The organism is Kitasatospora sp. NPDC056076, from assembly GCF_042266305.1.
GTDB lineage: Bacteria > Actinomycetota > Actinomycetes > Streptomycetales > Streptomycetaceae > Kitasatospora.
The window spans coordinates 41,992-67,402 of record NZ_JBHJWG010000016.1; the positions used below are offsets into that span (position 1 = coordinate 41,992).

Annotated in this window: 31 protein-coding genes; 18 read left to right on the forward strand and 13 right to left on the reverse strand. The window is 73.0% G+C overall.

What is annotated here, in order from left to right:
- Window positions 1-143 precede the first annotated feature (143 nt).
- Window positions 144-1,025 carry a DUF3027 domain-containing protein gene (locus ACFC1T_RS15665; protein ID WP_375888854.1) on the reverse strand — a complete coding sequence of 294 codons (882 nt, stop codon included), beginning with the start codon at window positions 1,023-1,025 and terminating at the stop codon, window positions 144-146.
- Between the two features lie 608 nt (window positions 1,026-1,633).
- Between ACFC1T_RS15665 and ACFC1T_RS15670 the strand changes: the two genes are divergently transcribed.
- From ACFC1T_RS15670 to ACFC1T_RS15685, 4 genes are all read left to right on the forward strand, one after another.
- Window positions 1,634-2,998, forward strand: a complete 1,365-nt coding sequence (locus ACFC1T_RS15670; protein ID WP_375888857.1) for an MFS transporter — start codon at window positions 1,634-1,636, stop codon at window positions 2,996-2,998.
- A gap of 93 nt (window positions 2,999-3,091) precedes the next feature.
- Window positions 3,092-3,622: a hypothetical protein gene (locus ACFC1T_RS15675; protein WP_375888585.1), complete on the forward strand. Its 531-nt coding sequence runs from the start codon at window positions 3,092-3,094 to the stop codon at window positions 3,620-3,622.
- Window positions 3,623-3,633: 11 nt separating this feature from the next.
- Window positions 3,634-4,395: a futalosine hydrolase gene (locus ACFC1T_RS15680; RefSeq protein ID WP_375888588.1), complete on the forward strand. Its 762-nt coding sequence runs from the start codon at window positions 3,634-3,636 to the stop codon at window positions 4,393-4,395.
- Entirely contained in the window at window positions 4,388-5,239 is an 852-nt protein-coding gene (locus tag ACFC1T_RS15685) for a menaquinone biosynthesis family protein (protein WP_375888589.1), read from the forward strand. The genes ACFC1T_RS15680 and ACFC1T_RS15685 overlap by 8 nt, the downstream gene beginning before the upstream one ends.
- A 13-nt stretch (window positions 5,240-5,252) precedes the next feature.
- Here the strand turns inward: ACFC1T_RS15685 and ACFC1T_RS15690 are convergent, their stop codons facing one another.
- A complete protein-coding gene (locus ACFC1T_RS15690; RefSeq protein ID WP_350504961.1) occupies window positions 5,253-5,636 on the reverse strand; it encodes a cold-shock protein in 384 nt (127 codons plus the stop codon).
- A gap of 498 nt (window positions 5,637-6,134) precedes the next feature.
- Between ACFC1T_RS15690 and ACFC1T_RS15695 the strand changes: the two genes are divergently transcribed.
- Window positions 6,135-6,374, forward strand: coding sequence for a hypothetical protein (locus ACFC1T_RS15695; protein WP_375888591.1), 240 nt, complete (start codon window positions 6,135-6,137; stop codon window positions 6,372-6,374).
- Here ACFC1T_RS15695 and ACFC1T_RS15700 read toward each other — a convergent pair.
- Window positions 6,371-7,030 (reverse strand): HAD family hydrolase, encoded by a 660-nt coding sequence (locus tag ACFC1T_RS15700; protein ID WP_375888593.1) that lies wholly within the window; start codon window positions 7,028-7,030, stop codon window positions 6,371-6,373. The genes ACFC1T_RS15695 and ACFC1T_RS15700 overlap by 4 nt on opposite strands.
- A gap of 99 nt (window positions 7,031-7,129) precedes the next feature.
- On the opposite strand from ACFC1T_RS15700, the gene ACFC1T_RS15705 reads away from it, so the two are divergent.
- The 5 genes from ACFC1T_RS15705 (at window position 7,130) to ACFC1T_RS15725 (ending at window position 12,115) form a co-directional block, all read left to right on the forward strand.
- Entirely contained in the window at window positions 7,130-8,182 is a 1,053-nt protein-coding gene (locus ACFC1T_RS15705; protein ID WP_375888596.1) for a FecCD family ABC transporter permease, read from the forward strand.
- A 73-nt stretch (window positions 8,183-8,255) separates the two neighbouring features.
- Window positions 8,256-9,305, forward strand: coding sequence for a FecCD family ABC transporter permease (locus tag ACFC1T_RS15710; RefSeq protein ID WP_375888598.1), 1,050 nt, complete (start codon window positions 8,256-8,258; stop codon window positions 9,303-9,305).
- Window positions 9,302-10,153, forward strand: a complete 852-nt coding sequence (locus ACFC1T_RS15715) for an ABC transporter ATP-binding protein (RefSeq protein ID WP_375888600.1) — start codon at window positions 9,302-9,304, stop codon at window positions 10,151-10,153. The genes ACFC1T_RS15710 and ACFC1T_RS15715 overlap by 4 nt, the downstream gene beginning before the upstream one ends.
- A 70-nt stretch (window positions 10,154-10,223) precedes the next feature.
- Window positions 10,224-11,222 carry an ABC transporter substrate-binding protein gene (locus tag ACFC1T_RS15720; RefSeq protein WP_375888602.1) on the forward strand — a complete coding sequence of 333 codons (999 nt, stop codon included), beginning with the start codon at window positions 10,224-10,226 and terminating at the stop codon, window positions 11,220-11,222.
- A 197-nt stretch (window positions 11,223-11,419) separates the two neighbouring features.
- Complete coding sequence (locus ACFC1T_RS15725; protein WP_375888604.1) at window positions 11,420-12,115, forward strand: VC0807 family protein; 696 nt, start codon at window positions 11,420-11,422, stop codon at window positions 12,113-12,115.
- 12 nt (window positions 12,116-12,127) lie between these two features.
- On the opposite strand, the gene ACFC1T_RS15730 is transcribed toward ACFC1T_RS15725, so the two are convergent.
- Window positions 12,128-12,919, reverse strand: a complete 792-nt coding sequence (locus tag ACFC1T_RS15730; protein ID WP_375888607.1) for a DUF6597 domain-containing transcriptional factor — start codon at window positions 12,917-12,919, stop codon at window positions 12,128-12,130.
- 64 nt (window positions 12,920-12,983) lie between these two features.
- On the opposite strand from ACFC1T_RS15730, the gene ACFC1T_RS15735 reads away from it, so the two are divergent.
- Window positions 12,984-13,571, forward strand: coding sequence for a TIGR03086 family metal-binding protein (locus ACFC1T_RS15735; protein ID WP_375888610.1), 588 nt, complete (start codon window positions 12,984-12,986; stop codon window positions 13,569-13,571).
- Between the two features lie 68 nt (window positions 13,572-13,639).
- Here ACFC1T_RS15735 and ACFC1T_RS15740 read toward each other — a convergent pair whose 3' ends face one another.
- Together ACFC1T_RS15740 and ACFC1T_RS15745 are read right to left on the reverse strand one after the other, a co-directional pair.
- Window positions 13,640-14,056 (reverse strand): nuclear transport factor 2 family protein, encoded by a 417-nt coding sequence (locus ACFC1T_RS15740; RefSeq protein ID WP_375888612.1) that lies wholly within the window; start codon window positions 14,054-14,056, stop codon window positions 13,640-13,642.
- Window positions 14,057-14,120: 64 nt separating this feature from the next.
- Window positions 14,121-14,996 carry a LysR family transcriptional regulator gene (locus tag ACFC1T_RS15745; protein WP_375888613.1) on the reverse strand — a complete coding sequence of 292 codons (876 nt, stop codon included), beginning with the start codon at window positions 14,994-14,996 and terminating at the stop codon, window positions 14,121-14,123.
- Window positions 14,997-15,066: 70 nt separating this feature from the next.
- Between ACFC1T_RS15745 and ACFC1T_RS15750 the strand changes: the two genes are divergently transcribed.
- A complete protein-coding gene (locus ACFC1T_RS15750) occupies window positions 15,067-15,465 on the forward strand; it encodes a nuclear transport factor 2 family protein (protein WP_375888615.1) in 399 nt (132 codons plus the stop codon).
- Between the two features lie 146 nt (window positions 15,466-15,611).
- Here ACFC1T_RS15750 and ACFC1T_RS15755 read toward each other — a convergent pair whose 3' ends face one another.
- Together ACFC1T_RS15755 and ACFC1T_RS15760 are read right to left on the reverse strand one after the other, a co-directional pair.
- Entirely contained in the window at window positions 15,612-15,863 is a 252-nt protein-coding gene (locus ACFC1T_RS15755; RefSeq protein ID WP_375888618.1) for a hypothetical protein, read from the reverse strand.
- 11 nt (window positions 15,864-15,874) lie between these two features.
- Entirely contained in the window at window positions 15,875-16,240 is a 366-nt protein-coding gene (locus tag ACFC1T_RS15760) for an ATP-binding protein (protein ID WP_375888620.1), read from the reverse strand.
- A 235-nt stretch (window positions 16,241-16,475) separates the two neighbouring features.
- Between ACFC1T_RS15760 and ACFC1T_RS15765 the strand changes: the two genes are divergently transcribed.
- A complete protein-coding gene (locus ACFC1T_RS15765; RefSeq protein WP_375888622.1) occupies window positions 16,476-17,339 on the forward strand; it encodes a helix-turn-helix domain-containing protein in 864 nt (287 codons plus the stop codon).
- A 4-nt stretch (window positions 17,340-17,343) separates the two neighbouring features.
- On the forward strand, window positions 17,344-17,523 hold the full coding sequence (locus ACFC1T_RS15770; RefSeq protein ID WP_375888624.1) for a DUF397 domain-containing protein: 180 nt from the start codon (window positions 17,344-17,346) through the stop codon (window positions 17,521-17,523).
- A gap of 3 nt (window positions 17,524-17,526) precedes the next feature.
- Here the strand turns inward: ACFC1T_RS15770 and ACFC1T_RS15775 are convergent, their stop codons facing one another.
- Window positions 17,527-18,867: a VanZ family protein gene (locus tag ACFC1T_RS15775; RefSeq protein WP_375888627.1), complete on the reverse strand. Its 1,341-nt coding sequence runs from the start codon at window positions 18,865-18,867 to the stop codon at window positions 17,527-17,529.
- A gap of 14 nt (window positions 18,868-18,881) precedes the next feature.
- Window positions 18,882-19,364, reverse strand: a complete 483-nt coding sequence (locus ACFC1T_RS15780) for a hypothetical protein (protein WP_375888629.1) — start codon at window positions 19,362-19,364, stop codon at window positions 18,882-18,884.
- Between the two features lie 226 nt (window positions 19,365-19,590).
- Here ACFC1T_RS15780 and ACFC1T_RS15785 point away from each other — a divergent pair, with 226 nt between their 5' ends.
- Window positions 19,591-20,298, forward strand: a complete 708-nt coding sequence (locus tag ACFC1T_RS15785; protein WP_375888860.1) for a carbon-nitrogen hydrolase family protein — start codon at window positions 19,591-19,593, stop codon at window positions 20,296-20,298.
- Between the two features lie 67 nt (window positions 20,299-20,365).
- On the opposite strand, the gene ACFC1T_RS15790 is transcribed toward ACFC1T_RS15785, so the two are convergent.
- Entirely contained in the window at window positions 20,366-21,211 is an 846-nt protein-coding gene (locus ACFC1T_RS15790; protein WP_375888632.1) for a helix-turn-helix domain-containing protein, read from the reverse strand.
- On the reverse strand, window positions 21,208-21,963 hold the full coding sequence (locus tag ACFC1T_RS15795) for a DUF6879 family protein (RefSeq protein WP_375888634.1): 756 nt from the start codon (window positions 21,961-21,963) through the stop codon (window positions 21,208-21,210). The genes ACFC1T_RS15790 and ACFC1T_RS15795 overlap by 4 nt, the downstream gene beginning before the upstream one ends.
- A 264-nt stretch (window positions 21,964-22,227) precedes the next feature.
- Between ACFC1T_RS15795 and ACFC1T_RS15800 the strand changes: the two genes are divergently transcribed.
- From ACFC1T_RS15800 to ACFC1T_RS15810, 3 genes are all read left to right on the forward strand, one after another.
- The gene (locus ACFC1T_RS15800) at window positions 22,228-22,386 is read left to right on the forward strand and encodes a hypothetical protein (protein WP_375888637.1); all 159 of its coding nucleotides are present in this window, start codon (window positions 22,228-22,230) and stop codon (window positions 22,384-22,386) included.
- Between the two features lie 3 nt (window positions 22,387-22,389).
- Window positions 22,390-23,559 (forward strand): methyltransferase domain-containing protein, encoded by a 1,170-nt coding sequence (locus ACFC1T_RS15805; protein ID WP_375888639.1) that lies wholly within the window; start codon window positions 22,390-22,392, stop codon window positions 23,557-23,559.
- A gap of 121 nt (window positions 23,560-23,680) precedes the next feature.
- Window positions 23,681-24,136 (forward strand): hypothetical protein, encoded by a 456-nt coding sequence (locus ACFC1T_RS15810; protein ID WP_375888642.1) that lies wholly within the window; start codon window positions 23,681-23,683, stop codon window positions 24,134-24,136.
- Between the two features lie 77 nt (window positions 24,137-24,213).
- Here the strand turns inward: ACFC1T_RS15810 and ACFC1T_RS15815 are convergent, their stop codons facing one another.
- A complete protein-coding gene (locus tag ACFC1T_RS15815) occupies window positions 24,214-25,281 on the reverse strand; it encodes a fatty acid desaturase family protein (RefSeq protein WP_375888645.1) in 1,068 nt (355 codons plus the stop codon).
- Window positions 25,282-25,411: the final 130 nt, after the last annotated feature.

The following is a 25,411-nucleotide window of genomic DNA, read 5'->3' on the forward strand; positions in this document are numbered from 1 at the left end:
GGCGGGTTGTTTTTACACCGCGCGGGGGGGCCCCCCCCGGGCGGGCGGGGGGGGGGGCCCCCCCCCCGGGGGGGCCCCCCCCCCCCCCCCCCGGGGGCGCCCCCCCCCCCGGGTGCGGGGGGCGGGCCCGCGGACGGGGAACGTCAGGAGTGGCCGAGCTCCTCGGCCGGGGCGTCCGGCTCGACCGAGCCGGAGGTCCGGTCCGGGTGGAGCTGCAGCGGCTCGACCACCAGCTCGTCCAGGATCAGCTCGGACGGCGCCGGCGGGGCCGGGATGACGGCCGCCTCGGAGTGCCCGCCGCAGCCGTACGCGAAGGAGACGATCTGGCCGTCGGCCGGGCCGAACTCGTTGCCGCACACGCCGAAGGCCTGTCCGAGCGAGCCGCCGATCGTGATCAGGAAGCCGCAGCTGCCGCACGCCGCCGGGGCGGCCTGCGCCATCGGGGTCTGCGAGCCGTGGGCCTTCTCCCAGCGGTCGGCGGCCAGGTGCAGGCCGAGCCGGGAGAGGACCCTGCTGCGGCCCAGGCCGAGCTCCTCGGCGACGGCGTTGATCCGGGCGCGGGCCGGCGCGGGCTGGACGTGCGGGTCGCTGAGGACCACGTCCTCCTCGGCGGCCAGGGCGACGGCGGAGTTCGGCGCGGGCTCGTCCTCGCCGGTCCAGCCCGGCTCCAGCCGGGCGTCGTCGGCGCCGGTGGGCAGCAGGTCGCCGGGGCCCATGTCGCCCGGGCGCAGCCGCTCACTCCACGGCACCCACTCCGGCGCGAGCACCGCGTCGGGGCCGGGCAGCAGCACGACCTCGTCCACGGTCACGTTCTTCGCGCGCGGGGCCCGGGCGACGGTGACCGCCCAGTGCCAGCCGCGGTAGGCCGCGTCCAGGCACTCGAAGCTGTGGGTGACGACGCGGTCGGCGTCCGCCTGCGCACCGAGGTGCGGGCCGACGGCCTCGGGCCCGACGGCCTCCTCGGCAGCCTGGCGGGCGAGTTCGACGGCGTCGGCACAGAGCCGGTCGGGGGTACGGCTTCGCATCGCAGCACTCACGGCGTCGATTCTCTCCCAGTTCTTCTGTCGCCCACGGCGTGTTGCCTTCTCCGTCGCGGCTCGGTAGTCCCGCGTCCATTCTGCGCGACCTGGGGCCGCCACGGGTACCGACCGCGCCGCCCGTCCGGCCTGCCGGCGCCCCGGCGCCCACGCGGGCGGACCTTGGGGCAGGCTACCCGCCGGTCGGCGCCCCGGCACAGTCCGGGGCGGAGCCGAGCCTTCCGGAGGCCGCGCCGAGCGGAGCCGAATCCCGCGTCACCCCGGCGAATCTGGGGCAGGATGGGCTTGTGGCGGACGAAAACCCGTCGCAGCACGCACTGCGCCCCTCGCAGGCCGGCAGCCCCGACGAGACGCAGGCCGCGCCGCGACAACAGTCTCCCCTCCCCGATGCGGGCGAACCGCAGCCGGTGGCGGGCGGCGGGCCGTCCGCAGCCGACCGGGTCGACCTGGAGAAGCCCGACCGCCCCGTCACAGGAGCCGTCACGGAAGCCGTCGCGGAAGCCGTCACGGGCGCCGACGAGGAAACCGTCACGGAAGCGGTCGCGGGAGCCGCCGAGGAGGCCGACGAGGACGCCCCCGAGCCCCACCGCCCCTTCCTGGTCCGCACCGCCTCCGCCGCCGGCCTGCGCACCGGCAAGCTGGTGCACGGCACCGGCCGCCGGATCCGCCGGGCCACCTCGGCCGAGGGCGCGGGCGAGTCCGGCCTGGCGAAGCTGATCGAGCTGCACGCGCTGAACTCCTTCGGCGACATGCTGATCACCATCGCGCTGGCCTCCACCATCTTCTTCTCCGTCCCCACCGGCGAGGCCCGCGGCCGGGTCGCGCTCTACCTGCTGATCACGATGGCGCCGTTCGCCCTGCTCGCCCCGGTGATCGGCCCGCTGCTGGACCGGCTGCCGCACGGCCGCCGGGCCGCCATGGCGATGTCGATGCTGGCCCGGGCCGTACTGGCCTGGACGATGGCCGGGGTGATCTCCGGCGGCGGCATCGCGCTCTACCCGGAGGCACTGGGCGTGCTGGTGGCGTCCAAGGCGTACGGGGTGGTGCGCAGCGTGGTGGTGCCCCGGCTGCTGCCGAGCCGGCTGTCGCTGGTGAAGGCGAACTCCCGGGTCACCCTGGCCGGGCTGCTGGCCACCGGGGTGGCGGCCGCGGTGGGCGGGCTGCTGCACCTGATCGGGCCCGGCTGGCCGCTGCGCGGCGCCTTCCTGGTGTTCGTGATCGGCACCCTGATGGCCTTCCACCTGCCGCACGCGGTGGACTCGGCGAAGGGCGAGCAGCGGGCCGTGCTGCACGCCGAGGTGTCCGCCGAGGCCCCGGGCGGCGGCTCGCACCTGATCCACCACAAGCCCCCGAAGGTCAAGGCCTCGCTGCGCACCGTCGGCCCCTCGGTGGTGCTGGCGCTGCGGGCGATGGCGGGGATGCGCTGGCTGGTCGGCTTCCTGGTGTTCTTCCTGGCCTTCCTGCTGCGCACCGACCCGATCGGCGGCCTGCGGCCGACCCTGGCGCTGGGCCTGGTGGCGCTGGCCGCCGGGACGGGCAACGCGCTGGGCTCGGTGCTGGGCTCCTGGCTGCGCACCCGGGGCCCGGAGGCGACGGTCACCGCGATGCTGCTGCTGGCGACCTGTGTGACGGCGGCGGCCGCGCTCTGGTACGGCGTGGTGACGGTGGTTCTGGTCGCCGCGGTGTCCGGGATGGCGGCCTCGTTCGGCAAGCTGGCGCTGGACGCGCTGATCCAGCGGGACGTCCCGGAGGCGGTGCGGACCTCGGCGTTCGCCCGTTCGGAGACCCTGATGCAGATGTCCTGGGTGGTCGGCGGCGGGGTCGGCATCGTGCTGCCGCTGAACGGGGTGCTGGGCCTGTCGATCGCCGCCTCGGTGGTCGGCCTGGTGCTGCTGTGGACGGCCCGTTCGCTGCTGCGGCTGGGCCTGCGGCGGCACCCGGCCGCGCCCAGGGTGGCCTGAAACGGCCTGAACCGGTCGGTTTCCACGACGGGGCAACACGCGGTGGCCGACCCCCGCGTCGCGTGATCGCCCGGGCCCGGTAGATTCTGTCGCATGAGCCTCAATACCCGTGTCATCGCCGCCCTCGGCGCCGTCGTCGTGGTCGGCGCCGCCACGGTGGGCACCTCCGTCGCGATCGCCGCCGGGCAGACCGAGCACAACACCCACCGGGCCACCCTCCAGGTCGGCACCACGTCGACCGTCGCGGACCCGCTGTGCTGGAACGGCGGCAGCCCGCTGAGCGACGACCAGCAGGACCAGTGCCAGACCGCGGCCAAGCAGGCCCTGGCCAGCGGCGACCTCCCGCAGTCCGACGTGCGGGCGAGCGACCGGATCGGCGTCGGCGTCAGCCCGAACGTGGCCAAGACCGGCTGGTGGGCCTCCAGCAACGGTGGCGCCAGCAGCCAGGGCGGGCAGACCAGCCTGTTCTCCTACGCCCAGGGCCCGAGCTTCTCCGGCTCCCAGACCGCGGGCAAGGTGCTGAACTCCAGCGGCAAGACCGTGATCACCGTGGTCGAGATCGACAAGAAGTCGGAGAGCCCGATCGCGGTGTGGTACTTCCAGCTGAACACCAAGAACGACTGACGCTCCCCGCGATGACCGCACAGGTCTCCGAAGCGCACCCCGGGCAGCCGGGCCCCGAACGGGCCCGGCTGCTCGTGGTCGTCGCGGTGCCGGCCGAGGCCGAGGCGGTGCTGCGCGGCCTGCCCGGCGGCGCCGCCGACCTGCCGCTGCCCGGCGGCACCCTGCACCGCTGCGCGGGCGCGCCGGTGGACGTGCTGGCCGCGGGCGTCGGCCCCGCCGCCGCAGCGGCGGGCGCCTGCGCCGCGCTGGCGGCCGGCCCGTACGGCCTGGTCGCCTCCGCCGGGATCGCCGGCGGCTTCGCCCCGCACGCGCCGGTCGGCGCGACCGTGCTGGCGTCGGCGGTCGTGGCCGCCGACCTCGGCGCCGAGACCCCCGAGGGCTTCGCCGACGTCACCGAGCTGGGCTTCGGCACCACCCGGCACACCCCTCCCCCGGCCGTCGTCGCCCTGGCCGAACGGGCCCTGGCGGACCGCGACGTCCGGGCCGTGACCGGCCCGGTGCTGACCGTCTCCACGGTGACCGGCAGCACCGAGCGGGCCGCCGCGCTGGCCGCCCGTCACCCGGGGGCCGCGGCCGAGGCGATGGAGGGCTTCGGCGTGGCCGAGGCCGCCGCCCGGTTCGGCGTGCCGGCCTTCGAGCTGCGCACCGTGTCCAACCCGGTGGGCCCGCGCGACCGGGCCGCCTGGCGGATCGGCGAGGCGCTGGCCGCCCTGGAGCGGGCCTTCGCCGCGCTTCCCGTCCGAGAACTGATCGAGGAGGCCGGCCGTGGCTGAACGGCTGAGCATCGCGTACTCGCCCTGCCCGAACGACACCTTCGTGTTCCACGCCTGGGCGCACGGCGAAGTCCCCGGGGCGGACGCCCCCGAGGTGACCTTCGCCGACATCGACATCACCAACGGCCTGGCCGAGCGCGGCGAGCTGGACGTGTTGAAGATCAGCTACGGCGCGCTGCCGTGGGTCCTGGAGGAGTACGCCCTGCTGCCCTGCGGCGGCGCGCTGGGGCGCGGCTGCGGGCCGCTGGTGCTCACCCTGCCGGGCGTGGCCTCGCCCGCGGACCTGGCCGGGCGGACCGTCGCGGTGCCCTCCGAGCGCTCCACCGCCTACCTGCTGTTCCGGCTCTGGGCGGCGAAGGCGGTGCCGGGCGGCTTCGGCGAGATCGTCGTCCTGCCGTTCCACGAGATCATGCCCGCCGTCCGGGACGGCCGGGTGGACGCCGGCCTGGTGATCCACGAGGCCCGCTTCACGTACCAGCAGTACGGCCTGCACAGCCTGGCCGACATGGGCGAGGCCTGGGAGGCGGAGACCGGCCTGCCGATCCCGCTGGGGGCGATCGTGGCCCGGCGCTCGCTGGGCGCCGAGCGGCTGCGCGAGCTCGCCGCGACGATCCGCGCGTCCGTCCGGCAGGCCTGGGCGGATCCGGCCGCCAGCCGGGAGTACGTGCTGGCGCACGCCCAGGAGATGGACCCGGCCGTGGCCGACCAGCACATCGGGCTGTACGTCAACGAGTTCACCGCCGACCTCGGCGAGGAGGGCTACCAAGCCGTCCGCGCGCTGCTCACCCGGGCCGCCGCGGAGGGGCTGGTGCCCCCGCTCGACCCGGGTGCGCTCGCGTTCTAGACCCCTCGGGGCCTCAGACGTCGAACTGGTCGGCCACCGCGCGCAGCAGGCCGGCCAGCTTCTGGCCGGTCGGCTTGGCCGGGTAGCGGCCGCGCTGGAGGCCGGGCAGCACCGCGTCCAGGGTGGTGATCAGGTCCTGGACGATCGGCGCCATGTCGTCGGCGCTGCGGCGCTGGGCGGCGGCCACCGACGGCAGCGCGTCCAGCAGCTGCACGGCCATCGCCTGGTCCCCGCGGTGCCCGGCGACCACGCCGAACTCGACCCGCTGGCCCGGCTTCAGCACGGTGACACCGGCGGGCAGCGCCTTGGTGTGGACGAAGACGTCGTCACCGTCGTCGCGCGACAGGAAGCCGAAGCCCTTCGTCTCGTTGAACCACTTGACCTGGCCGGTGGGCATCTCGAACAGTCCTCGAATGGGTGTGAGGGATCCCGGCCCTGGCCGGGGATCACTGGGTGGTGTGGGGAGAAAGACGGCCGACCTCGACTCGGAGCCCGTGGGCGCTCACGGCCGGCGCGTTGTCAGGAGCAGACTAATGGTCCGTCACTGCCTCGTCAGCGGTCCGCGATCGCTCCGCGTTCCGAGGGCCGGAGGGGCCGACGGGCGCGCGGGGATCTCGCGGTCACGGACGACCCGGTACTGGCACGGCCGGGGCGCGGTTCTGCGCAGTCCATCGGCTCACACCCCCGGGTCTGAGGACACGGGACGCACCTGTAGCGCCCCTCGGCACCCCCTGCATACCCTCGCCCAGCAGGGATCAAAACGCATCGCTGCCGGGAAACTGCGCAACGTGACCGAGCCGCTCCGGTGGGCCGCCGCGGGGGCGGTTCTGCCAGACTGGGGCGCGGACCGGGCCCCGGACGGGCGGCCCGGCGCGGCTCGGAGGAGTGAGCGGACGTGAGCAGCCAGAGCGCCGAACCCGGCGACGTGTACGTCAAGGCCGGGACGGTGGTCTTCGGGCTCGGCACGCTCGCCACCCTGGTCACCTTCGTCCCGCTGTTCCTGCACCTGACGCCGCTGCCGACGGCCATGTACTGGCTGAGCATGCTGATGCCGGCCGGTTTCCTGTCCGCGCTGACCGGGCTGTTCCTGAACGCCCGGGCCCAGCGCGCCCGGATCGCGCCCCAGGAGTCCTAGCCCCGGGAGTCCTGGCCCCTGGAGTCCTGGTTCGGGCCGAGGTGCCGGTCGAGCCACTCCGGGAAGCCGGTGAGGTCGGTGAGCACCACGTCCGCCCCGGCCTCGCGCAGCTGGTCGGCGTCGTACGGGCCGGTGGCCACGGCGACCGCGACGGCGTCCGCGTGCCGGGCGCCGACGATGTCGCCGAGGTGGTCGCCGACGTAGATGCTCGCGCCGTGCGCGCGCAGCGCCTCGCCCTTGGTCTCCGCCCAGAGGTCGCCGACCAGGACGTCCGCGTCCAGTCCGGCGTGCTCCAGGTGGAGGCGGGCGTTCGGCTCGTACTTGCCGGTGATCACGGCGATCCGGCCGCCGTGGGCGCGGACCGCCTCGACGGCGGCGTGGGCGCCGGGCAGCGGCACGGTCGGGGCGAAGGCGTGCTCCCGGTACAGCTCGCGGTAGCGGGCGACGGCCCGCTCGGCCTCCTCGGCCGGGAACCAGTTGCGGATCTCGTCCAGCAGCGGCGGGCCGAGCCGGGTGACCACCAGGTCGGCGTCGACGGGGACGCCGGTCTCGGCGGAGAGCGCCCGGTAGGTGGCGTGGATGCCGGGCCGGGTGTCCAGCAGCGTCATGTCCAGGTCGAAGCCGACGGTGAGCGGGGCGGGCGGGGTCGCGGGCATGCCGCCAGGCTACCCAACGGGCCCGGGCCGGGACGAGGCGATTTGCCCCGCCTCCGAGGCGGAACTTAGGTTTACCTGAGTTTTCCGCGGAGAGGGCTCATGACCGACACCACCGCACCGACCGGCACCACCACCGCACCGCCGGGCAGACGGCGGACACCCCGTCACCGAATACTGTGGCTCGCCGCCGCACTGGCCGTGCTGGCCGTCGCGGTGCTGCTGAGCCTGGCGGTCGGCAGCCGCACGGTGCCGCTGTCGGCGACCGTCGACGCGCTGCTGCACGGCGGCGGCTCCGCCGACGCCGTGGTGATCCGCGAGCTGCGGGTGCCCCGGACGGTGGTCGGGCTGGCCGTGGGTGCCGCGCTCGGGCTGGCCGGCGCGGTGATGCAGGGCCTGACCCGCAATCCGATCGCCGACCCCGGCATCCTCGGGGTCTCGCAGGGCGCGGCGGCGGGCGTGGTGGTCGCCATCTCGGGCTTCGGGGTCTCCACCCTCACCGGGTACGTCTGGTTCGGCTTCGCGGGCGCCGTGATCGCCACCGTGCTGGTGTACGGCCTGGCCGGGCGCGGCCGGGGCGGGGCGACGCCGATCAAGCTGGCGCTGGCCGGTTCGGCGATGTCCGCGTTCATCGCCTCGCTGAACACCCTGGTGCTGACCACCGACGCGGCCACCATGGACCAGTTCCGGTTCTGGCACGTCGGCTCGCTCTCCGGCCGGACGGCGGACGTGGCCTGGCAGCTGCTGCCGTTCCTGGCCGTCGGCACCGTGCTGGTGGTGGCGGTGGCGCGCGGGCTGGACGCGCTGGCGCTCGGCGAGGACACCGCGAAGGGGCTGGGCGCGAAGACCGGCCTGGTCCGGGCGGTCGGCGCGCTGGGCGCCACCGTGCTGACCGGCTCGGCGGTCGCGGCGGCCGGCCCGATCGCCTTCATCGGCCTCGCCGTGCCGCACGCCGCCCGGGCGGTGGCCGGTGCCGACCACCGCTGGATCCTCGCCTTCTCGGCCGTCCTCGGCCCGGCCCTGCTGCTGCTCGCGGACACCCTCGGCCGGGTGCTGTTCCCGCCCTCGGAGGTCCCGGCGGGCGTGATGACGGCGCTGGTGGGGGTGCCGGTGCTGGTGGCCCTGGTGCGGCGGCGGAAGGTGGTGGCGGCGTGAGCGAGCGCAGCGAGGGAACCGTTGAGAGGCGCGCGTTGGGGCATGCCCCTGCCGAGCGCAGCGAGGTGGGCGCATGACGTCGGTTTCGCTCCGGGGCTACTCGGTGGTGCGGGCCGGGCGGGCCTCGTTCCTGCTGCACCGGCGGTCGGCGCTGGCCGCCGCCGGGCTGCTGGTCGTGCTGGCGGCGACGGTGGTGGCCTCGCTGTGCCTGGGTGAGTCGACCGTCTCGCCGGGCGAGGTGGTCAAGGTGGTGCTGGGGCAGCCGAGTCCGGACGAGCTGGTGGTCGGGGAGTTCCGGCTGCCGCGGGTGGTGGTGGGGCTGCTGGTCGGGGCGGCGCTCGGGCTGGCCGGGGCGCTGGTGCAGACCGTCGCCCGCAATCCGCTGGCCAGCCCGGACGTGGTGGGCGTGACCTGGGGCGCGACCGTCACCGTGGTCGGGCTGACGGCGTACGGGGTGGTCGGCTCGACCGGGCAGGCGCCGTACGCGGCGGTCGGCGGCGGGCTGGCGGCCGGGCTGCTGGTGTACGCGCTGGCCTGGCGGCGGGGGCTGCACGCCCAGCGCTTCGTGCTGATCGGGATCGGGATCAGCGTGGCGCTGTCCTCGCTGACCTCCGTCTTCCTGACCAAGGGCGACGGCTTCCAGGCGCAGGCCGCGAAGGTGTGGATGACCGGCAGTCTGAACGGCACCGGCTTCGACCAGGCCGGATGGCTGGCCTGGGTGCTGCTGGCGGCCCTGCCGGTGGCGTTGTGGGCGGCGCGGGCGCAGCGGTCGATCTCCTTCGACGACGCGACGGCCGTGGGCCTCGGGCTGCGGCTGGACCGGATCCGGCTGGGCATGGCGCTGCTGGGCATCGTGCTGGCCTCCTGCGCGGCGGGCGCCGCCGGGCCGGTGGACTTCGTGGCGCTGATGGCCCCGCAGATCGCGCTGCGGCTGGCCCGCTCGGCGCAGGTGCCGCTGCTGTGCTCGGCGCTGACCGGGGCGATGGTGGTGGTCCTGGCGGACCTGATCGCCCGGCGGCTGCTCGCCCCGACCGAGCTGCCGGTGGGCGTGGTGACCGGCATGGTCGGCGCGCCGTACCTGATGTGGCTGTTGATCCGATCCCGCCGTGGAGGTTCCCGATGACCGCGAGCACGCACCGTACGACGGCGGGCCCGCACCGCCTGGAGGCCCGGGGCCTCACCCTGGCCTACGAGGCGCGCACGGTCGTCGAGGGCCTGGACGTCGGCATCCCGGACGGGCGGGTGACGGTGATCGTCGGCCCGAACGCCTGCGGCAAGTCGACGCTGCTGCGGGCGCTGGGCCGGCTGTTGAAGCCGGTGCGCGGCGCGGTGCTGCTCGACGGCGAGGAGCTGGCCCGGATCCCGACCAAGCGGATCGCCCAGCGGCTCGGCCTGCTGCCGCAGTCGCCGACCGCGCCGGAGGGCATCTCGGTGGCGGACCTGGTCTCGCGCGGCCGCCAGCCGCACCAGAGCTGGTGGCAGCAGTGGTCGGCGGAGGACGAGGCGGCCGTCGCCGAGGCGCTGGAGCGCACCTCGACGGCGGAGCTGGCCGAACGCAGCATGGACGAGCTGTCGGGCGGGCAGCGCCAGCGGGCCTGGATCGCGATGGCGCTCGCCCAGGGCACCGACGTGCTGCTGCTGGACGAGCCGACCACCTACCTGGACATCGCGCACCAGGTGGAGGTGCTGGACCTGGTGCGCCGGCTGAACGTCGAGCGCGGCCGGACGGTCGTCGCCGTGCTGCACGACCTCAACCAGGCGGCCCGGTACGCGGACCACCTGGTGGCGATGCGGGACGGCCGGGTGGTCGCCGAGGGCCCCCCGGGCGAGGTGGTGACGGCGGAGCTGGTGCGCGAGGTGTTCGGGCTGGACTCGGTGGTGGTGCCGGACCCGGTGACGGGCACTCCGCTGGTCGTGCCGGGGGCGCCGTGGACGGTGGCGGCGGAAACCGCCGGTGCCGTGGACGCTTAACGACCTTTTAGCCACCATTTCGGACATAATCGACGGGCCCACCGCAGCCTCACCGCCCGAGGACCCGCCGATGCCCCGGATCTCCCGGATCTCCCGCCGTACGTTCCTCGCCGGGCTCGGCGGACTCGGCGGGGCCGCCGCGCTGACGGCGTGCAGCGGCTCCGGGGGCTCGCAGCCGCCGGCCGCGGACTTCGAGGCGAGCGGCACGCCCTCCCCCACCCCGCTGCCCCCGGTGACGGTGAACGCCGCGACCGGGCCGGTGCAGGTGCCGGGCGAGCCGCTGCGGGTGGTCGTGCTGGACACCGACGTGCTCGACTCCATGCTGACCCTGGGCATCACCCCGGTCGGGGCCGCGCTCCCGGCCGCCGACACCGGCTTCCCCGCCTACTGGCCGGCCTCCCGCACGGCGGGCGTCCGGCTGGTCGGCCCGGCCGGCGCGCCCGACCTCGCCGCCCTGCGGGCGCTGCGGCCGGACCTGATCCTCTCCAACCAGACCCGCGACGGCGACCGGTACGAGCAGCTGCGGGCGATCGCCCCGACCGTGCTCACCCAGACCACCGGGGCGCCCTGGAAGGCGAACTTCCAGCTGCACGCCCAGGCATTGGGCCGGGTGGCGGCCGGGGCGGCCTTCGTCGCCTCGTACCAGAAGCACGCCGGGCAGGTGGCGGGGGCGCTGGCGGCGGCGAAGCTGTCCGGGCGCAAGGTGAGCCTGGTGCGGTTCACGGAGGGCGGCGGGATCCGGCTGTTCGGGCGGCAGAGCTTCCCCGGCAGTGTGCTGGCCGACGCCGAGGTGGGGCGGCCGGACGCGCAGAACGTCGACCAGTCCGACTTCGAGATCCCGCTCGACCAGATCGGCAGGGCGGACGGCGACCTGCTGCTGTACGCGACCTACGGCGATCCGGAGAAGGCGGGCGAGGAGGCGGCGCTGGCGAGCCCGGGCTGGCAGGGCCTCGGGGCGGTCAAGGCGCACCGGGCGTTCCCGGTGGACGACCAGCTGTGGTTCCAGGGGATCGGGTACACCGGGGCGAACTTCGTGCTGGACGAGCTCCAGCGCTTCCTCGGGGCGTAGCCGGGGCTGGGGCTGGGGCTGGGGCTGGGGCTGGGGCTGGGGCTGGGGCTGGGGCTGGGGCTGGTGTGGGGCCGGGCCGCGGGCGGGCCTCGTCCGCCCACTGACGATTAGTCGACATCGTCGGGTTGTGCAGCCGACCGTCGCTTCCGCCACAATGGCGCCGCCCATGCACACCGTTTCGTCCGGGGGACACCACCATGTCAACTGCGGTAGCTCCGACCGCTCCTGCCCGCAAGGGCAAGGCCGCCGCGCTCGGCTGGCTGATCAGCATCGCCTTCAACGTGGTCGCGCCGATCATGATCTACAACCAGCTGCACGACCACGGCTACAACGAGTCCACCGCCATCCTGCTCTCCGGCCTCGGCCCGGTGCTCGACACGGTGATCTACCTCGCCTGGCACCGCCGGATCGACGAGTTCGCCGTCGTCTCGCTGGTCTTCGTCGCCCTGACGCTGGTGGTCTCGCTGGTCGGCCCGACCGACCCGAAGATGCTGCTGGCCAAGGACTCCTTCGTCTCGGGCCTGCTCGGCGTGCTCTACCTCGCCTCGCTGGCCGCGCCCAAGCCGATCATGTTCTACTTCGGCCGCAAGTTCGCCACCGACGGCACCCCGGAGATGGTCTCCTGGTGGAACTCGATGTGGCAGTACCCGGGCTTCCGGCTGGTGCAGCGCAACCTGACCGTCGTCTGGGGCACCGCGTTCATCCTGGAGGCCGCGCTGCGGATCGTGTTCGTCTACACGCTCTCGCACGGCACGGTGGTCACCATCAACAGCGTCCTTCCGTTCGCGGTGCTCGGCGGGCTGATCTACTTCACCATCACCTACGCCAAGCGGGCCGGCGCCCGTGGCCGGGCCGCCGCCGAGGCGGCCGCGGCGGCGACGGCGGCCGCCTGAGTCGCCTGATGTTCAGCCCGAACCCGCGTAGCGGGCCGGGGAGGTGCCGACCGCCGCGGTGAAGTCCCGGGTGAGATGGGCCTGGTCGGCGTAGCCGAGTTCGACGGCGAGCGCCGCCAGGTCCAACGCCCCTTCCGCCGCGGCGCGTTCGGCGGCCTCGTGGAGCCGGGCGCGGCGCAGCACCCACTTCGGGGAGGCGCCGACGTACTCGGCGAACAGCCGCTGGAGACGGCGGACGCTCAGGCCCAGCTCGCGGGCCAGGTCGTCCACCCGGCGCAGGTCCGGGGAGCCGGTGATCCGCTCCACCATCGCGGCGACCTCCTCGGCCACCGGGTCGGGCGCGGGCAGGCGCGGCAGCAGGAAGGCGTCGGCCCGCGCGGCGCCCGGCCCGTCCAGGACCAGGGCGTTGGCCTCGTCCGCCCCCGGCCCGAAGTAGTCGGCGGCGGGGACGGACCGGTCGGCGAGGGCGCTCACCGCGTGCCCCGCGAAGGGCCGGAAGGCGCCGGGCCGGAACTTCACGCCCAGCACGTGCCCGGTGCCTTCGAGGCGGCGGACGAAGAGCGAGCGGTCCACCCCGTAGACGCGGGCCCGCGGGGCCTCGAAGACCAGGTGGACGTTCGGGTGGGCGAGCACCTTCTGCTCGTACGGCGGCCGGCCGGCCAGGTCCCAGCGAACCACCCAGTAGAACTCCACGAAGCGCGCCACGGCGGGCGCGGGGGCGAGCCGTTCGACGCTGATCAGCTCGGCGGCCCGGGCCGGGTGGAGCACGCCGCGCCCGAGGTCGGGAGGGTCGGGGGCAACCATGGGGCCAGGCTAGCCGTCGCGTTTCTTCAAGACCGGGCGGCGCCCCCCGGCGCACGATCGGGGCATGAACGCCCACCCCCTGCACCCCTTCCTGGCCCGTGCCGCCGCCGTCGCCTCCGAGGTCGCCGCCGGCGTCCCGGCCGGGGCCTCGATGGACGCGCCGACGCCCTGCGGGGAGTTCGACACCCGGACGCTGATCAACCACTGGGTGCTGTACACCTCGCACGGCCTGGAGCACCGGGCCCGGCGCCTCGAACTGCCCGCGGCACTGGTCGAGCGGGACTTCACGGCGGATCCGGACTGGCGCGCCGGGTACGCGGCCCAGCTGGAGCGGGCGGTGGCGGCCTGGGCCGACCCGGCGGCCTGGGAGGGGGACGTCGACCTCGGCGGCTCGCCGTTCCCGGCGGTGGGGATCGCCCGGATGCTGGTCCTGGAGCTGCTGCTGCACGGCTGGGACGTGGCGCGGGCCGTCGGCGGCGCGATCGAGGTGGACGAGGAACTGGCCCTGCTGGTGGGCGGGATCGTCGCGGAGAACGCCGAACTCTTCCGGCAGTACGGCGGGTTCGCGGAGCCGGTGGCAGTGCCCGAGGACGCCTCGGCGTGGGAGCGCGCGTTGGCGGCCTCGGGGCGTGACCCGCGGTGGAAGGGCTGACCGGCGGCGGAAGGGGCCGGCCGGCGCTGGACGGGCTGACCGGCGATGGAAGGGGCCGGCCGGCCCGTTCAGCTCATGAGGTCGGGGGCGAAGTAGTCCCGGAGGCGGGCGATCCTGCCGTCCCGGACGCGGACGATCTGCACCAGGGAGACGGCCCTGTCCTCCTCGCCCTCGTCCCCGTCGAAGACCGTGTCGATCTCGGCGATGAACACGTCCGGGTCGGCGGTGGTGTGCAGCACGTACGCGGACTTCTCGACGTTCGGCGGGCGGTCGGCTTTCGCCTCGCTCCGTGCGTAGTACGCGGCCATGACGGTGCGGATCTCCTCGCGACCCACCAGCCGCCGGGGGAAGGCGGCGCCGGCGGGCATCAGCGGTGCCTCCAGGATGCCGTCCTCGGTGAAGCACTCGGCGAGGGCGTCGGCGTTGCGGGTCATCGCACCGGCGTAGACGTAGCTCTGGAAGATCTCCTGCGGCGTGCGGGACACGGCGGCCTCCTCGGGCTCGGGCTCGGAGTTCCACTCCATCACATCGCCCGTCAGGAGTGGCAGTTCAGTCGGTCCGCATCGCCGCCGTGAGCTTGTCGTGGAGGAGGCGCACGGCCGGGGAGTGCTGGTCGCGGCGGGCGACCAGGCCGAGGCGGGCGTTCGTGGCGGCGTCCGTCAGCGGGACGGCCCGCAGGCCGACGCCCTCCACGGCGGAGGCGCTGAGCACGGCCACCCCGGCGCCGCGCTCGGCCAGGCGGAGCACCGCCGTCGGGGAGCTGGCCTCGATGTCCACGCGCGGGTCGAGGCCGAGCTGGGCGCAGGAGCGGTCGTAGGCGGCGCGGAGCCCGGTGCCCGGGGAGAGGCAGAGGATCTTCTCGCCGCGCAGGTCGGCGAGGGTCAGCCCGGGCCGGTCGAGCGGATGGCCGACGGGAACGACGGCGGCGATCGGGTCGTCGACCACCACCCCGACCTCCAGGCCGGGGGCCACCTCGCCCGCGTAGCCGATCAGGGCCAGGTCGAGGGCGCCCGCCAGGACCCGGGACTGGAGCAGGTCGGAGTGCCCCTCGTGGAGGCTCAGCTCGATACCGGGGTGAGTACGGCCGAGGTCGGCCACGGTGTCCAGGAACGGCGGGATCGAGCAGCCCATGATCATGCCGAGCCGGACCCGGCCGCGTACGGCGTCGGCGAACTCGGCGGCGGTGTGCTGGATGGCGTCCAGGGTGGCCAGCGCGTTCTTGGCGAGCGGGAGGATGGCCTCGCCGACCGGGGTGAGGTGGACCCGGCGGCCGCTGCGGTCGAGCAGGGTCTGACCCAACTCCTTCTCCAGCTTGGCCACTTGGGTGCTCACTCCGGACTGGCTGACATGCAGGCGGGCGGCGGCGGCCGTGAAGGAACCCTCGTCGACGACGGCGGCGAAGTAGCGCAGCTGGTGCATCTCCATAACTGATGATGATAACTGGCATCGGATCTATCTGTTGGACGGATGGATGAGGTGGCGGAAGGATGGAGGCATGACGACGACGAAGAACGCGCGAGAGCTGGCCGAGACCTACTTCACCGCCTGGGAGGCAGGCGACTTCGACACCCTCCGGGGCCTGCTGGCCGAGGACGTCGACTTCGTGGGCCCGCTCGGCAAGGCGGCCGGGATCGACCAGGCGCTGGGCGGGCTGCGGGGGCTCGGTCAGGTGCTGGAGAAGATCGACGTGAAGGTGCGGGTGGCGGAGGGCGACGAGGTCATCACCTGGTTCGAGCTGAACACCAGCATCGCGCCGCCGGCACCGACGGCGAACTGGATGCACGTGGAGGACGGGAAGATCGCGCGGATCCGGGTCACCTTCGACCCGCGCGAACTGATCGCGGGGTTCGAGAAGAAGGCCCGAGCAGGGCGGCAGAACAGCAGGGGGCCGTGATCGCCGGGGGCGGTGGCGGCCCTCTTCGGCTGTTCGCGCTCAGGCCTCCTCGTCGGGCTCCGGCGGAGCCGCCCGGAGGGCGGTGACGACGCCCAGGGCGACCGTGGCGATCGCGAGGGCGAGGAGCGTCGCGAAGGCGGCGGCGATCAGGAACCGCACGGGGTGTTCCGCTCGCGGTCGCGGTCGCGGTCGGCGTCGAGAAGGAGGGTGAGGAGGTTCAGCAGGGTCGACGCCGGGGCCGTGTTGAAGCAGACCAGGACGCGGCCGTCGAGGGTGCGGTCGGTGGCGACCGAGGGGAAGATCAGGCCGAACTTGCGCCCGCGCTCGTCGAGTTCGGCGAGGAGCGTACGGATGTGGGCGTCCGTGAAAGCGCGGATCCGGGGATCGGTCGGCTGCATGGGGTGGCGGCTCACTGGGCACCGTCCAGCTCGAACCAGACGACCTTGCCGTGCTCGCGGGGGTCGACGCCCCAGCGGGTGGTGAGGCCCTCGACCAGCTGGAGCCCTCGTCCGGACTCGGCGAGGACGGAGGGGGCGTGGAGGTCGGGGAAGAGCGGGCTCTCGTCGGAGACGGAGACCCGGAGGGTGTTGCGGGTCATCGCGAGGATCTGGACGACGGGGGCGGGGGTCTTGCCGTGGTGCCAGGCGTTCACGAGGAGTTCGTGGAGGCAGAGTTCGGCCTCGAAGATGGTGGTGGCGGGCCAGCCGAGGCGGACCATGGCGTCCTGGAGGGACTGGCGGCCGAGGGCGAGCGAGGGCGTGTTGAGGTGACGCATGGGAGTTCTCCCGGGCGTGGTTGAGAGGGGGAATCCGGCGGACACACGTCGCCGTGAGCCAGGCCAGGCAGATGGGCATGGCTGCTCTGCGGCGCTTGCTGGCAAGCGTTACTGACGATCCGTCGGATCGAGGTGAGAACGACGATAGCGCACACAGTCTTTCGCTTAAGACCTTCGCGCAAAACTTCCCTCTAACGTGGGGCAGACTGGTCGCAGTACCCGCAGAGAGGACGCCATGGCCCTTCGACCGAACCCGACCCTGCGCCAACGGCGAGTGGGGACTGAGCTGCGAAGGATGCGGGAGCAGGCCGGCCTCGGCGGCAACCAGCTGGCACGCGAACTCGGCATCCACGCCGCCCAGGTCACCCAGATGGAGACCGGGAAGAGCGGCATCAGCGTCGAGCGGCTGCGCACCATAGCCGCGGCATGCCTCTGCGGCAACCAGCCACTGATCGATGCCTTGGCCGACATGGTCTCGGAGCGCGGGAAGGGCTGGTGGGAGAAGTATCGCGGGACGCTTTCCACGGACTTTCTGGAGATCGCCGAGCTTGAGGCGAACGCGCACAGCATCTCGACCTGGGCCACGACGTACGTCCCAGGCCTGCAGCAGACCGAGGACTACGCGGCTGCGATGTTCTCACGCTTCACTCCTTCGCCTCCCAGCCACGACCTCGACGCACGGACGTCCTTCCGCATGCAGCGGAAGGAGGCTGTTCGACATGGCAAAACACCGTACGCGTCGTTCATCCATGAAGCAGCGCTGCGAATGCAGTTCGGAGGACCCCGGGTCCTCGCCGATCAGCTGAATCATCTCGTCGACGACTCGCTGACTGGTCGAATCTCCGTCCGCGTAGTGCCCTTCGACCTCGACACCTTCCCCGGCGGCGGCGAGAACATCATGTTCATCGAGGGCCCCGTACCCGAACTCGCCACACTCCAGATGGATACTGCAATGGGCAGCATGTACTTCGACGCCCAGCCGAGCCTGACGCGCCATCGAGATGTGTTCGCACGCCTAAACTCCGTTGCGCTCTCCGAGCCCAAGTCGCGGGAGTTCATTCGATCCATCGAGTATGAGATGCGAGGCAAGTATGCGTGACTCCATGTGGCAGAAGTCCAGTTACAGCGGGGCTTCGAACGAGTGCGTGGAGGTCCGTATAGCCAGCGGGGCCGTCGAACTGCGCGAGTCTGACGAAGGCCGCGTCGTCCTCCGCACCACACCGGCTGCCCTCACCGCGCTCCTCCAGGGCATCAAGGCCATGGAGTTCGACCAGCACGCCTAACCCTCAGCCCTGCTGTGCGACGACCTGCCCGGAGACCGCATCAACGAAGGCCACCAAGCCCGCAGCCTTCGCCTCACCCTCCCTCACCAGGTTGACCGCCCAGCAGGGTCGCCACATCCCCCCGACCTCCTTCGCCAACAGGAACGCCGTATCGGCCCGCGTCCCGGGCCGTGCGGCAGTCCCCGCCTTCTTCGCGACCTCCACCGTCACGGTGACGTGCGGGAGTTCAGGATCAGCGACCCGCCTCGCCGTCGCTGCCATGATGCGGCCCGACGTCGACACCGTGATGTCCAGCCGCATCGGCATCAGCACGCCCTCGGCGTTCCGCCGCCGGTAACTGATCACGCGGGCATCGCCGTTGGAACCGACCGGAGCAGCCGTCTGCTCCGCGCCCACGATCTGGTCGGCGAACCAGGCCTCCGCGAACGCACGCCCGACGCTCCGCACCTGCTCCTCCGTAAGGCTTCCGCCGTCCACGGCATGGTCCGCGGCAACCACGGAGACCAGCCGCCCACCCGGTTGTTCGAGCTCGAAGGTGCCCCGGTCCGTGCCGACGTTCAGCACAGCGGCGCCCGACGAGGTGGTCAGCACCTTCACCTCCGCCCCGAACAACCGCTTCGCGTCCTCCGTCACCGTCCCGATATCCTCCGTCTCCGACCGGACGAAGCCCACAGGATCCCGGTGCACCGGAACGGCAACCCCCAGCACCAGCCCCACGACCACCGCCCCCACCACGCCCAGCACCACCCCGTTCCGGACGTCCCGCACCGGCCTCGGAAACCCACCCCGCCGCACCAGCACCCAAGCGACCCCAAGCAGCACCCCCAGCACCGCACCCGCCGAGTTGTCGACGAAGTCCGCCGCGTCACACGCCCGCCCCGTCCCGAGCAGGGTCTGGCTCAGCTCGGTCACCGCGGACAGCACCCCACAGCCCGCCAGCACCGTCACCGGCCGCCGGAACACCAACACCCCGAGCCATGCCACCGGCACGTACAGCCCGACGTTCAGCACCCCCTGCTCGGACAGCGCCTCCCCCCACACCTCCGGCCCGATCGAACAGCTGGGCCGCGACGACGCTCCCCCGGTCGTCGGAGTGAGGGTCACCGCCAGTTCCCCCGCCAGGCACGCCCCCAGCAGCCTGGCCGGCACCACCGGCGCCCCCGTCCGACGGGCCAGCCACACGGCGACGGAACAGAACAGCAACGCCACCACCCCGAACACGGGCAGCAGGGCGGGAACGGCGGACAGACTCGCTTCGATCATCAGCTCTTCCGGCAGCACTTCTCTCGGACAACGCAGCGGGCCGGTGGACGCCCCCGAGCGCCCACCGACCTGCTCACTCACTCACCGGACGCCCCTCAGCAGGGGTGCTCCGGCGGGGTCAGGAAGGTGCCCTGGCCCGTGACCTCCATGCCGCCGACCGCGCTGCAGTTCGCGGGCAGCGCGGCGCCGCCCCAGCCGTAACTCTTGGTCTCGCCGGCCTTCTGCTCGAACGCCCCCTGGTCCCAGTGCTTGTTGCCGCCCTCCTCGTAGAAGAACCGGGCGTTGATCTTGCCGCCCTTGTCCTTCTTGTACGAGATCCCGGCGTTCATCGAGTAGTAGCTGCCGCCCGCCTGGCTACCTCTCTGAGCCCAGAAGCTCAGCACCCCGCTGCTGAGCTTCGTGTCCGCGAAGGCGGAGACCGTCCCGGCCGCGACGGGCGCGGCGCTGTCGTCGATCTCGACCGAGACCTGTCTCAGGGGCGGGGTCGGGTCGGCCGGAACGGCCTGGGCGGTGGTGGCGCCCGCGACCGGGGCAACCAGCAGGGATGCCGCGAGGACTGCCAGACGTATCACAGTCATGATGCTCCATCAGGGGTGTGAACCGGAGGGTGTGCGAAGCGACTCTAGGGTCGCGGTTCGGCGGTTCGTGAGCTCATCTGAGGAACATTTGATCTAGTCACGTCGAGAGGCACTCCCCGGCCCCCGAAGCACTCCCGGAGGCACCTTCGGAGGTGCCTCCGGGAGTGCTTCGGGGGCACCGAAAACAGGAAGTCGACCAGGCCGACTTCCTGCGATGCTGGCCACCATGAAGATCGCCGCCGCCCAACTGACCTGCGCCCCCGCCGACATCCCCGCCAACATCCGGGAGCACGTCGCCCTCGCCGAGCAGGCCCGCGCCCAGGGCGCCGAACTGATCGTCTTCCCCGAACTCTCCCTCACCGGCTACGAACTCGAAGCCCTCGCCGCCGACCCCACCCTCTGGGTCACCCCGGACGACCCCCGCCTCGCCCCGCTCCGGGCCACCGGCATCGCCGTCGTCCTCAACTGCGCCGTCCCCACCGACGGGCCCCGACCCGCCATCGGCACCTACGTCTACGGGCCCGACGGCACACTGATCACCACCTACCTCAAGCAGCACCTCTACGAGAATGAACAGGGCACCTTCACCGCGGGCGACCAGGACGGCCGCTTCCAACTCGGCGGCCTCCGCTTCGCCCTCGCCACCTGCTTCGACAACCACTTCCCCGACCTCACCGGCCGGGGCGGCACCGACGGCTGCGACGTCCACCTCGCCAGCTCCCTCTACGGCACCGGCGGCGGCATCCACGAACGCGCCACCGTCTACCCGGGCATCGCCCGGCAGACCGGCATGCACGTCGTCCTCGCCAACCACGTCGGCCCCTCCGGCCCCTGGACCGGCTGCGGCGGCGCCGCCCTCTGGTCCCCCGACGGCACCCCCCTCGCCGAGGCCGACGACCACACTGCGACGGTCGCCGTCGCCGACCTCCCGTAGCGGAGACGGCCCCCGCCGGGCCCGGGGACGAGAGTGTCTTCACGTTCCGATCCGTCGCCCCCGGGCCTCAGCGACTCCGCCGAAGCGCCTGACCGGCGCGAGCGATCACCCGGTGGGCCGCCGGCCCGTAGACGGCACTCTCCTCCAGGGCCTCCCACGCCCTGAGGTGAAGTGCGACGTCCGACGGATCGTCCAACCACATCTCCGCATGCCAGGACTCGGTGATGACCAGCGTGCCGTCGTGGATCGAGAATCCGACTCCTGCGGGCACTGCGAGATCGGCATCGAACGGCACGATCCCGAGTCGAACGTTCACCCGCGCCAGCAGCGGCACCAATGCCTCCAACTGGTCTGCCAACACGGCCGGAGGACAGAGCCGAGAGACGAGAGCCCCTTCCCACACCAGGAAGTGGAACGATCGCGCCCCGTCCCGGAGTGCGAGCTTGCGCTCCATACGGGCCGTCACCGCGGCCTCGACATCACGCACCGACGGATGGATCCTGGTGTACCGGGTGAGCACCTCCCGCGCGTAATCAGCGGTCTGCAGCAGGCCCGGAACGAGGGTCGGATCGAACGACCGCCGGTCCTTGGTCCGTCTGCCCTGCGCGGCATGGGCCTCCTGAACCGGCCGGGCACCACCGGCCAGTTGGCGCCGCCACGAACGGTACTGCGTCTCCAGTGTCCGAAGTCGACCCACCAGTTCGGCGCCCGCATCCGGCCGTCCGACCGCCTCGGCCCATGCCACCGCATCCGCCGCCGTGGGCGACTGCCGACCGGTCTCCACCTTGCTGACCTTCGACTGCGGCCACCCCAGCCGCAGGGCCAGCGCACGCCCCGACAGGCCGCTCTCGGTGCGGAGTTCACGCATCCGGGCACCGAGAGCCACCCGCGCCTGCTGGAAGTCGGTGCTCACATGGCGGAAGGTACCTGAGCCAGGAACTCCCTGTAGCGGATCGCGTGGTGCCAGGCCGCGTCGCGCGCCTGGCAGGCGCGAAGGACCTCCAACGGGTCGGTGACCAACTCCATGCCGATGGTGCGCTCGCCCTCGAAGTGGAAGCGGGCGACCGTGCGGGAGTCGAACAGCCAGAAGTCCGACAGCCCGCCCAGCCCGGCCGCCTCGGCATCCGCACGCCACATGCAGCGGATGTCCTCACCGGCTGCGACGTTGGTCCGGGCGCACGCGAGCAGGTACCGCTGCCCCTCGGTCGGCGGGTTGTCCACCAGTCGCACCCGCTCGAACCGCTTCCCCTTGCCGACCATGCGGCGGACGTTGTCGAACCAGGGATGCCCGACCTCACCAGCGGTGTCGCCCGTGCGGAGGAACTCGGCGTAGGAGGGCATCTGCTGGTCGGAGAGGTAGCCGGTCCTGGTCTCCAACCGCCAAGCAGTGTGCTCGAATCCATCGTTGATGAACTCATTGATCTTCTGCTGAGGCACGAACTCCGGCACGACCGTCGACTCCTTCGGCGCGAACCTCACGAGCAGTTCGCGAGGCACGACTACGAAGCCTTCATCCTGCTTCACATACTTGAGCTGCGCCACATCCTCGGGATCCGTCACGACATCTCCCTGCACCACGACTTCGCCGGTGTCGACGTCCTCGTACAGCGTCGGGCAGTCCCCGACTCCCGAAGTGCTACCAAGGACCCGCAGTCGCCTCGCCATGGCCAATCCTCTCTCCCAACGACCGGAGGGTTCCCATGATCGAGGCCAACTCGCCTACTGTCAGAGGCTATTCTCGATGATTCTCGGCCGACGGAAGACCCGTCCGGAGCTGGACGAGAACCGTTCGAGACTGCTCGGAATCCTTGCGGATCTCGACTGCCGGATGCCGGAATACTCAAGAATCACCGGCCCCTCCCCTCCCTGTCCCCGCCTACCTTGCTGATCGAGGGCGGCCTTCCGCGCCGCCCCTGAAAGGGGAATCACATGCCCATGTCCAGCGACGGCAAGCACGGGGGCGGGTCCGGGTCCGGCAAGGGGGGCGGGCAGCAGGACGACTCCAGCAGCGGCAACAAGCACGGGGGCGGCGGCAGCGACGAGGGTGGGAACTCCTCGGACGGCAGCGGTCCGGCGTCGGGGCGCTAACCCGTGAGCGACAAGCACGAAGCGGAGGTCGGCCGGGCCCGGCTGGCCTCCGCGCTCACCGCGAACGGGGCCCTCACCGACGCGTGGCTGCCCAGCTTCCACGCCGTGCCCCGGCACTGGTTCGTCCCGGCCCTCGTCTGGCCCGGGCAGGGGGACGGCGTCCGCCAGGGGGAGGCCGTGAACCGGCACGTCGACCGGGCCGGCTGGTGGAGCGCCGTCTACTCGGACATCCCGCTCACCACCCAGTGGGACGACGGCGAGCACTGCGGGACCGGCCGGGGCACGACCCCCACGTCCTCCAACTCCATGCCGACCATGGTGTTCTCGATGCTCGCCGCCCTCTCCGCCGACCCCGGCCACCGGGTGCTGGAGATCGGCACCGGCACCGGCTGGAACGCCGCCCTGCTCTCGCACCGGCTCGGCTCCGACCGGGTCGTCACCGTCGACGTGGACCAGGACACCTCGACCGAGGCCCGACTCCGCCTCAACCGCGCCGGGTTCACCCCGACCTGCGTGGTCGGCGACGGCTTCGACGGCCACCCCGCCGGCGCGCCGTACGACCGGGTGATCGCCACCTGCTCGGTCCGCGAACTCCCGTACGCCTGGGTGGCACAGTCCCGCCCGGGGGCCGTGATCGTCGCGCCGTGGGGGCCCGAGTACGGCGGGGAGGCGATCGCCCGGCTCACCGTGGGCCGGGACGGCACGGCGAGCGGCCGGTTCGTCGGCTCGTCCGCCTTCATGCGGCTGCGCCGCCAGCGCACTTCCCGGCCGCACAGCCTGGAGTACCTGTCCGGCCCGTGGCCGGCCAACGGCACCAGGTCCTCGACGTCCCTCTCCCCGGAGGCCGTCAGCAGCTGGCCGGCGATGTTCGCGGTCGGCGTGCAAGTCCCGGGCGTCTTCCCCCTGGTCGAGCGGTACGCCGACGGCAGCTACACCCTGTGGCTGCACGACACGGCCGTCACCTCCTGGGCCACCGTCGACCGGGAGCCCGGCCGCACCGCCTACGAGGTGGTGCAGTCCGGCCCCAGACGGCTCTGGGACGAAGTCGGGGCCGCCTGGCACCGGTGGGACGCCCACGGCCGCCCGGGCTTCGACCGGTTCGGGCTCACCGTCTCGCCGGACGGCCAGGCGGTGTGGCTGGACGACCCCGACCATCCGGTGGGGGCTGCCTGACCTCACTCGAAGAGGCGGCGGAGAATCGTTGCCTCTTGCGGCCTCCGGGTGAACGGGGCGGTGGAAGGCCCGCGGAACGGTGATGGAGCCTCGCGACGCATCGGTCGTACGGGAGGTCCTCGTGAAACGCAGTCGTGTCATCGCCGTGTCGGTCCTGGCGGCGCTCGCCGTCGGCTCCGGCATCGCCTTCGCGGAGCAGGCCGGCCCCGCCCGGATCGCCGACGAGCCGCTCCTGCTCCACGCGGTGGGGAACTACCTCACCCTCCAGCCGGGGGAGGAGGCCACGGTGCTGAGCAGGCAGTGCCCGGCCGGTGAGATGGCCATCAGCGGCGGCGTCCAGTCGAGTGCCGGCCCCGGCGACTTCACCATGACCGTCAGCACGCCTTGGTGGAACCACGGCCCCCGGGGGTGGATGGCCGGCGGGCGGAACAACAGCTCGCAGCCGTTCGACCTGTACGTGTACGGCTTCTGCACCGCGGCCACCATGCCGGACACCCTCACCGCGGGCGGGGACGGCCTGCCGCCCCAGCTTCCGCCCGGCCCCGGTGCCCTCCCGGGCCGGAACGGCCGGGAGTAGACCACGGCGCAGGAAGTCGGCCCCGCCGACTTCCTGCGCATCCCCGCCGTACCGGCCCCGGCGGCCCCGGCGGCCCCTCAACTCCCGGAACGGATCGGCTCCCCGGTCCGGTGCAGGTGGGTGAGGATCTCCCGGTACGAGCGGAGCAGGCCGACCTCGTAGTACGGGATGTCCTTCTCCGCGCAGAACTCCCGGGTGATCCGGGCGGCCCGCCCGAGCGCGGGGGTCGGCATGCTGGGGAACAGGTGGTGCTCCACCTGGTAGTTGAGGCCGCCCATCAGCGCGTCGAGGATCGGGCCGCCGCGGACGTTGCGCGAGGTGAGCACCTGGCGGCGCAGGAAGTCGAGCCGCATCCCGGGCGTCACCATCAGCATGCCCTTGTGGTTCGGCGCGAAGACGCAGCCCAGGTAGACGCCGAACAGCGCCTGGTGCACGGCGACGAAGGCCACGGCCTTGCCGAACGGCAGCGCGCCGAAGACCAGGCCGAAGTAGGCCGCGAAGTGGACGACCAGCAGGACGCCCTCCAGCACCGGCCGCTTCACCGCGGGGCCGCGCAGCGCGCGGAAGCTGTTGAAGCTGAGGTTGAGACCCTCCAGCAGGAGCAGCGGGAAGAACAGGTACGCCTGCCGGCGGCCGATGAAGCGGGCCAGTCCGCTCGCCTGCCGGGCCTGCCGCTGGGACCAGACGACGAGGTCGGGCGAGACGTCCGGGTCGCGCTCCTCGTGGTTGGGGTTGGCGTGGTGGCGGGTGTGCTTGTTCATCCACCAGCCGTAGCTCATGCCCATCAGCAGGTTGGCGGCGATCCGGCCGCCGATCTCGCTGGGCGCCCGCCGGGTGAACACCTGGCGGTGCGCCAGGTCGTGCGAGAGCAGGGCGACCTGGGCGAAGACCACGGCCATCACGGCGGCCAGGAGGAGCTGCCACCAGGTGTCGCCGATCGCGTACAGGGCGCACCAGCCGTCGACGAACGCGAAGAGCACCAGCCCGATGCGGGCCGCGTAGTAACCGGGGCGGCGCTCCAGCAGGCCCTCGGCGGCGATCCGGCGGCTCAGCTGGGCGAAGTCGCTGCCGCCGCCCTCCGGCTGCGGGGCGGCGGCCGCCGGAGCCGGCGCGGCCTTGGTCATCGTCACGGGCTGTGTGGGCATGCCCCGAGTCTGGTGCGCCGGACACGGCCGTAGAACGGGGAAAGCACCCTTCCCGTACGGGTGTTAACCCCCGCAGCCGGAGGGGTGGCAGCAGGCCCGGGGCCGGGGGCGCCTCCACGGCCGGTTGATC

Excerpts from the sequence above, each read along its gene's own strand:
- ACFC1T_RS15700 (WP_375888593.1), bottom strand. The coding sequence starts at position 7,030 with ATGCCCGCGACCCCGCCCGCCCCGCTCACCGTCGGCTTCGACCTGGAC.
- ACFC1T_RS15690 (WP_350504961.1), bottom strand. The coding sequence starts at position 5,636 with ATGCCCACCGGCCAGGTCAAGTGGTTCAACGAGACGAAGGGCTTCGGC.
- ACFC1T_RS15765 (WP_375888622.1), top strand. The coding sequence starts at position 16,476 with ATGGCCCTTCGACCGAACCCGACCCTGCGCCAACGGCGAGTGGGGACT.
- ACFC1T_RS15760 (WP_375888620.1), bottom strand. The coding sequence starts at position 16,240 with ATGCGTCACCTCAACACGCCCTCGCTCGCCCTCGGCCGCCAGTCCCTC.
- ACFC1T_RS15770 (WP_375888624.1), top strand. The coding sequence starts at position 17,344 with ATGTGGCAGAAGTCCAGTTACAGCGGGGCTTCGAACGAGTGCGTGGAG.
- ACFC1T_RS15780 (WP_375888629.1), bottom strand. The coding sequence starts at position 19,364 with ATGACTGTGATACGTCTGGCAGTCCTCGCGGCATCCCTGCTGGTTGCC.
- ACFC1T_RS15750 (WP_375888615.1), top strand. The coding sequence starts at position 15,067 with ATGACGACGACGAAGAACGCGCGAGAGCTGGCCGAGACCTACTTCACC.
- ACFC1T_RS15665 (WP_375888854.1), bottom strand. The coding sequence starts at position 1,025 with ATGCGAAGCCGTACCCCCGACCGGCTCTGTGCCGACGCCGTCGAACTC.
- ACFC1T_RS15730 (WP_375888607.1), bottom strand. The coding sequence starts at position 12,919 with ATGGTTGCCCCCGACCCTCCCGACCTCGGGCGCGGCGTGCTCCACCCG.
- ACFC1T_RS15710 (WP_375888598.1), top strand. The coding sequence starts at position 8,256 with ATGACGTCGGTTTCGCTCCGGGGCTACTCGGTGGTGCGGGCCGGGCGG.
- ACFC1T_RS15745 (WP_375888613.1), bottom strand. The coding sequence starts at position 14,996 with ATGGAGATGCACCAGCTGCGCTACTTCGCCGCCGTCGTCGACGAGGGT.
- ACFC1T_RS15800 (WP_375888637.1), top strand. The coding sequence starts at position 22,228 with ATGCCCATGTCCAGCGACGGCAAGCACGGGGGCGGGTCCGGGTCCGGC.
- ACFC1T_RS15785 (WP_375888860.1), top strand. The coding sequence starts at position 19,591 with ATGAAGATCGCCGCCGCCCAACTGACCTGCGCCCCCGCCGACATCCCC.
- ACFC1T_RS15720 (WP_375888602.1), top strand. The coding sequence starts at position 10,224 with ATGCCCCGGATCTCCCGGATCTCCCGCCGTACGTTCCTCGCCGGGCTC.
- ACFC1T_RS15755 (WP_375888618.1), bottom strand. The coding sequence starts at position 15,863 with ATGCAGCCGACCGATCCCCGGATCCGCGCTTTCACGGACGCCCACATC.
- ACFC1T_RS15680 (WP_375888588.1), top strand. The coding sequence starts at position 3,634 with ATGACCGCACAGGTCTCCGAAGCGCACCCCGGGCAGCCGGGCCCCGAA.
- ACFC1T_RS15735 (WP_375888610.1), top strand. The coding sequence starts at position 12,984 with ATGAACGCCCACCCCCTGCACCCCTTCCTGGCCCGTGCCGCCGCCGTC.
- ACFC1T_RS15715 (WP_375888600.1), top strand. The coding sequence starts at position 9,302 with ATGACCGCGAGCACGCACCGTACGACGGCGGGCCCGCACCGCCTGGAG.
- ACFC1T_RS15675 (WP_375888585.1), top strand. The coding sequence starts at position 3,092 with ATGAGCCTCAATACCCGTGTCATCGCCGCCCTCGGCGCCGTCGTCGTG.
- ACFC1T_RS15725 (WP_375888604.1), top strand. The coding sequence starts at position 11,420 with ATGTCAACTGCGGTAGCTCCGACCGCTCCTGCCCGCAAGGGCAAGGCC.
- ACFC1T_RS15795 (WP_375888634.1), bottom strand. The coding sequence starts at position 21,963 with ATGGCGAGGCGACTGCGGGTCCTTGGTAGCACTTCGGGAGTCGGGGAC.
- ACFC1T_RS15815 (WP_375888645.1), bottom strand. The coding sequence starts at position 25,281 with ATGCCCACACAGCCCGTGACGATGACCAAGGCCGCGCCGGCTCCGGCG.
- ACFC1T_RS15705 (WP_375888596.1), top strand. The coding sequence starts at position 7,130 with ATGACCGACACCACCGCACCGACCGGCACCACCACCGCACCGCCGGGC.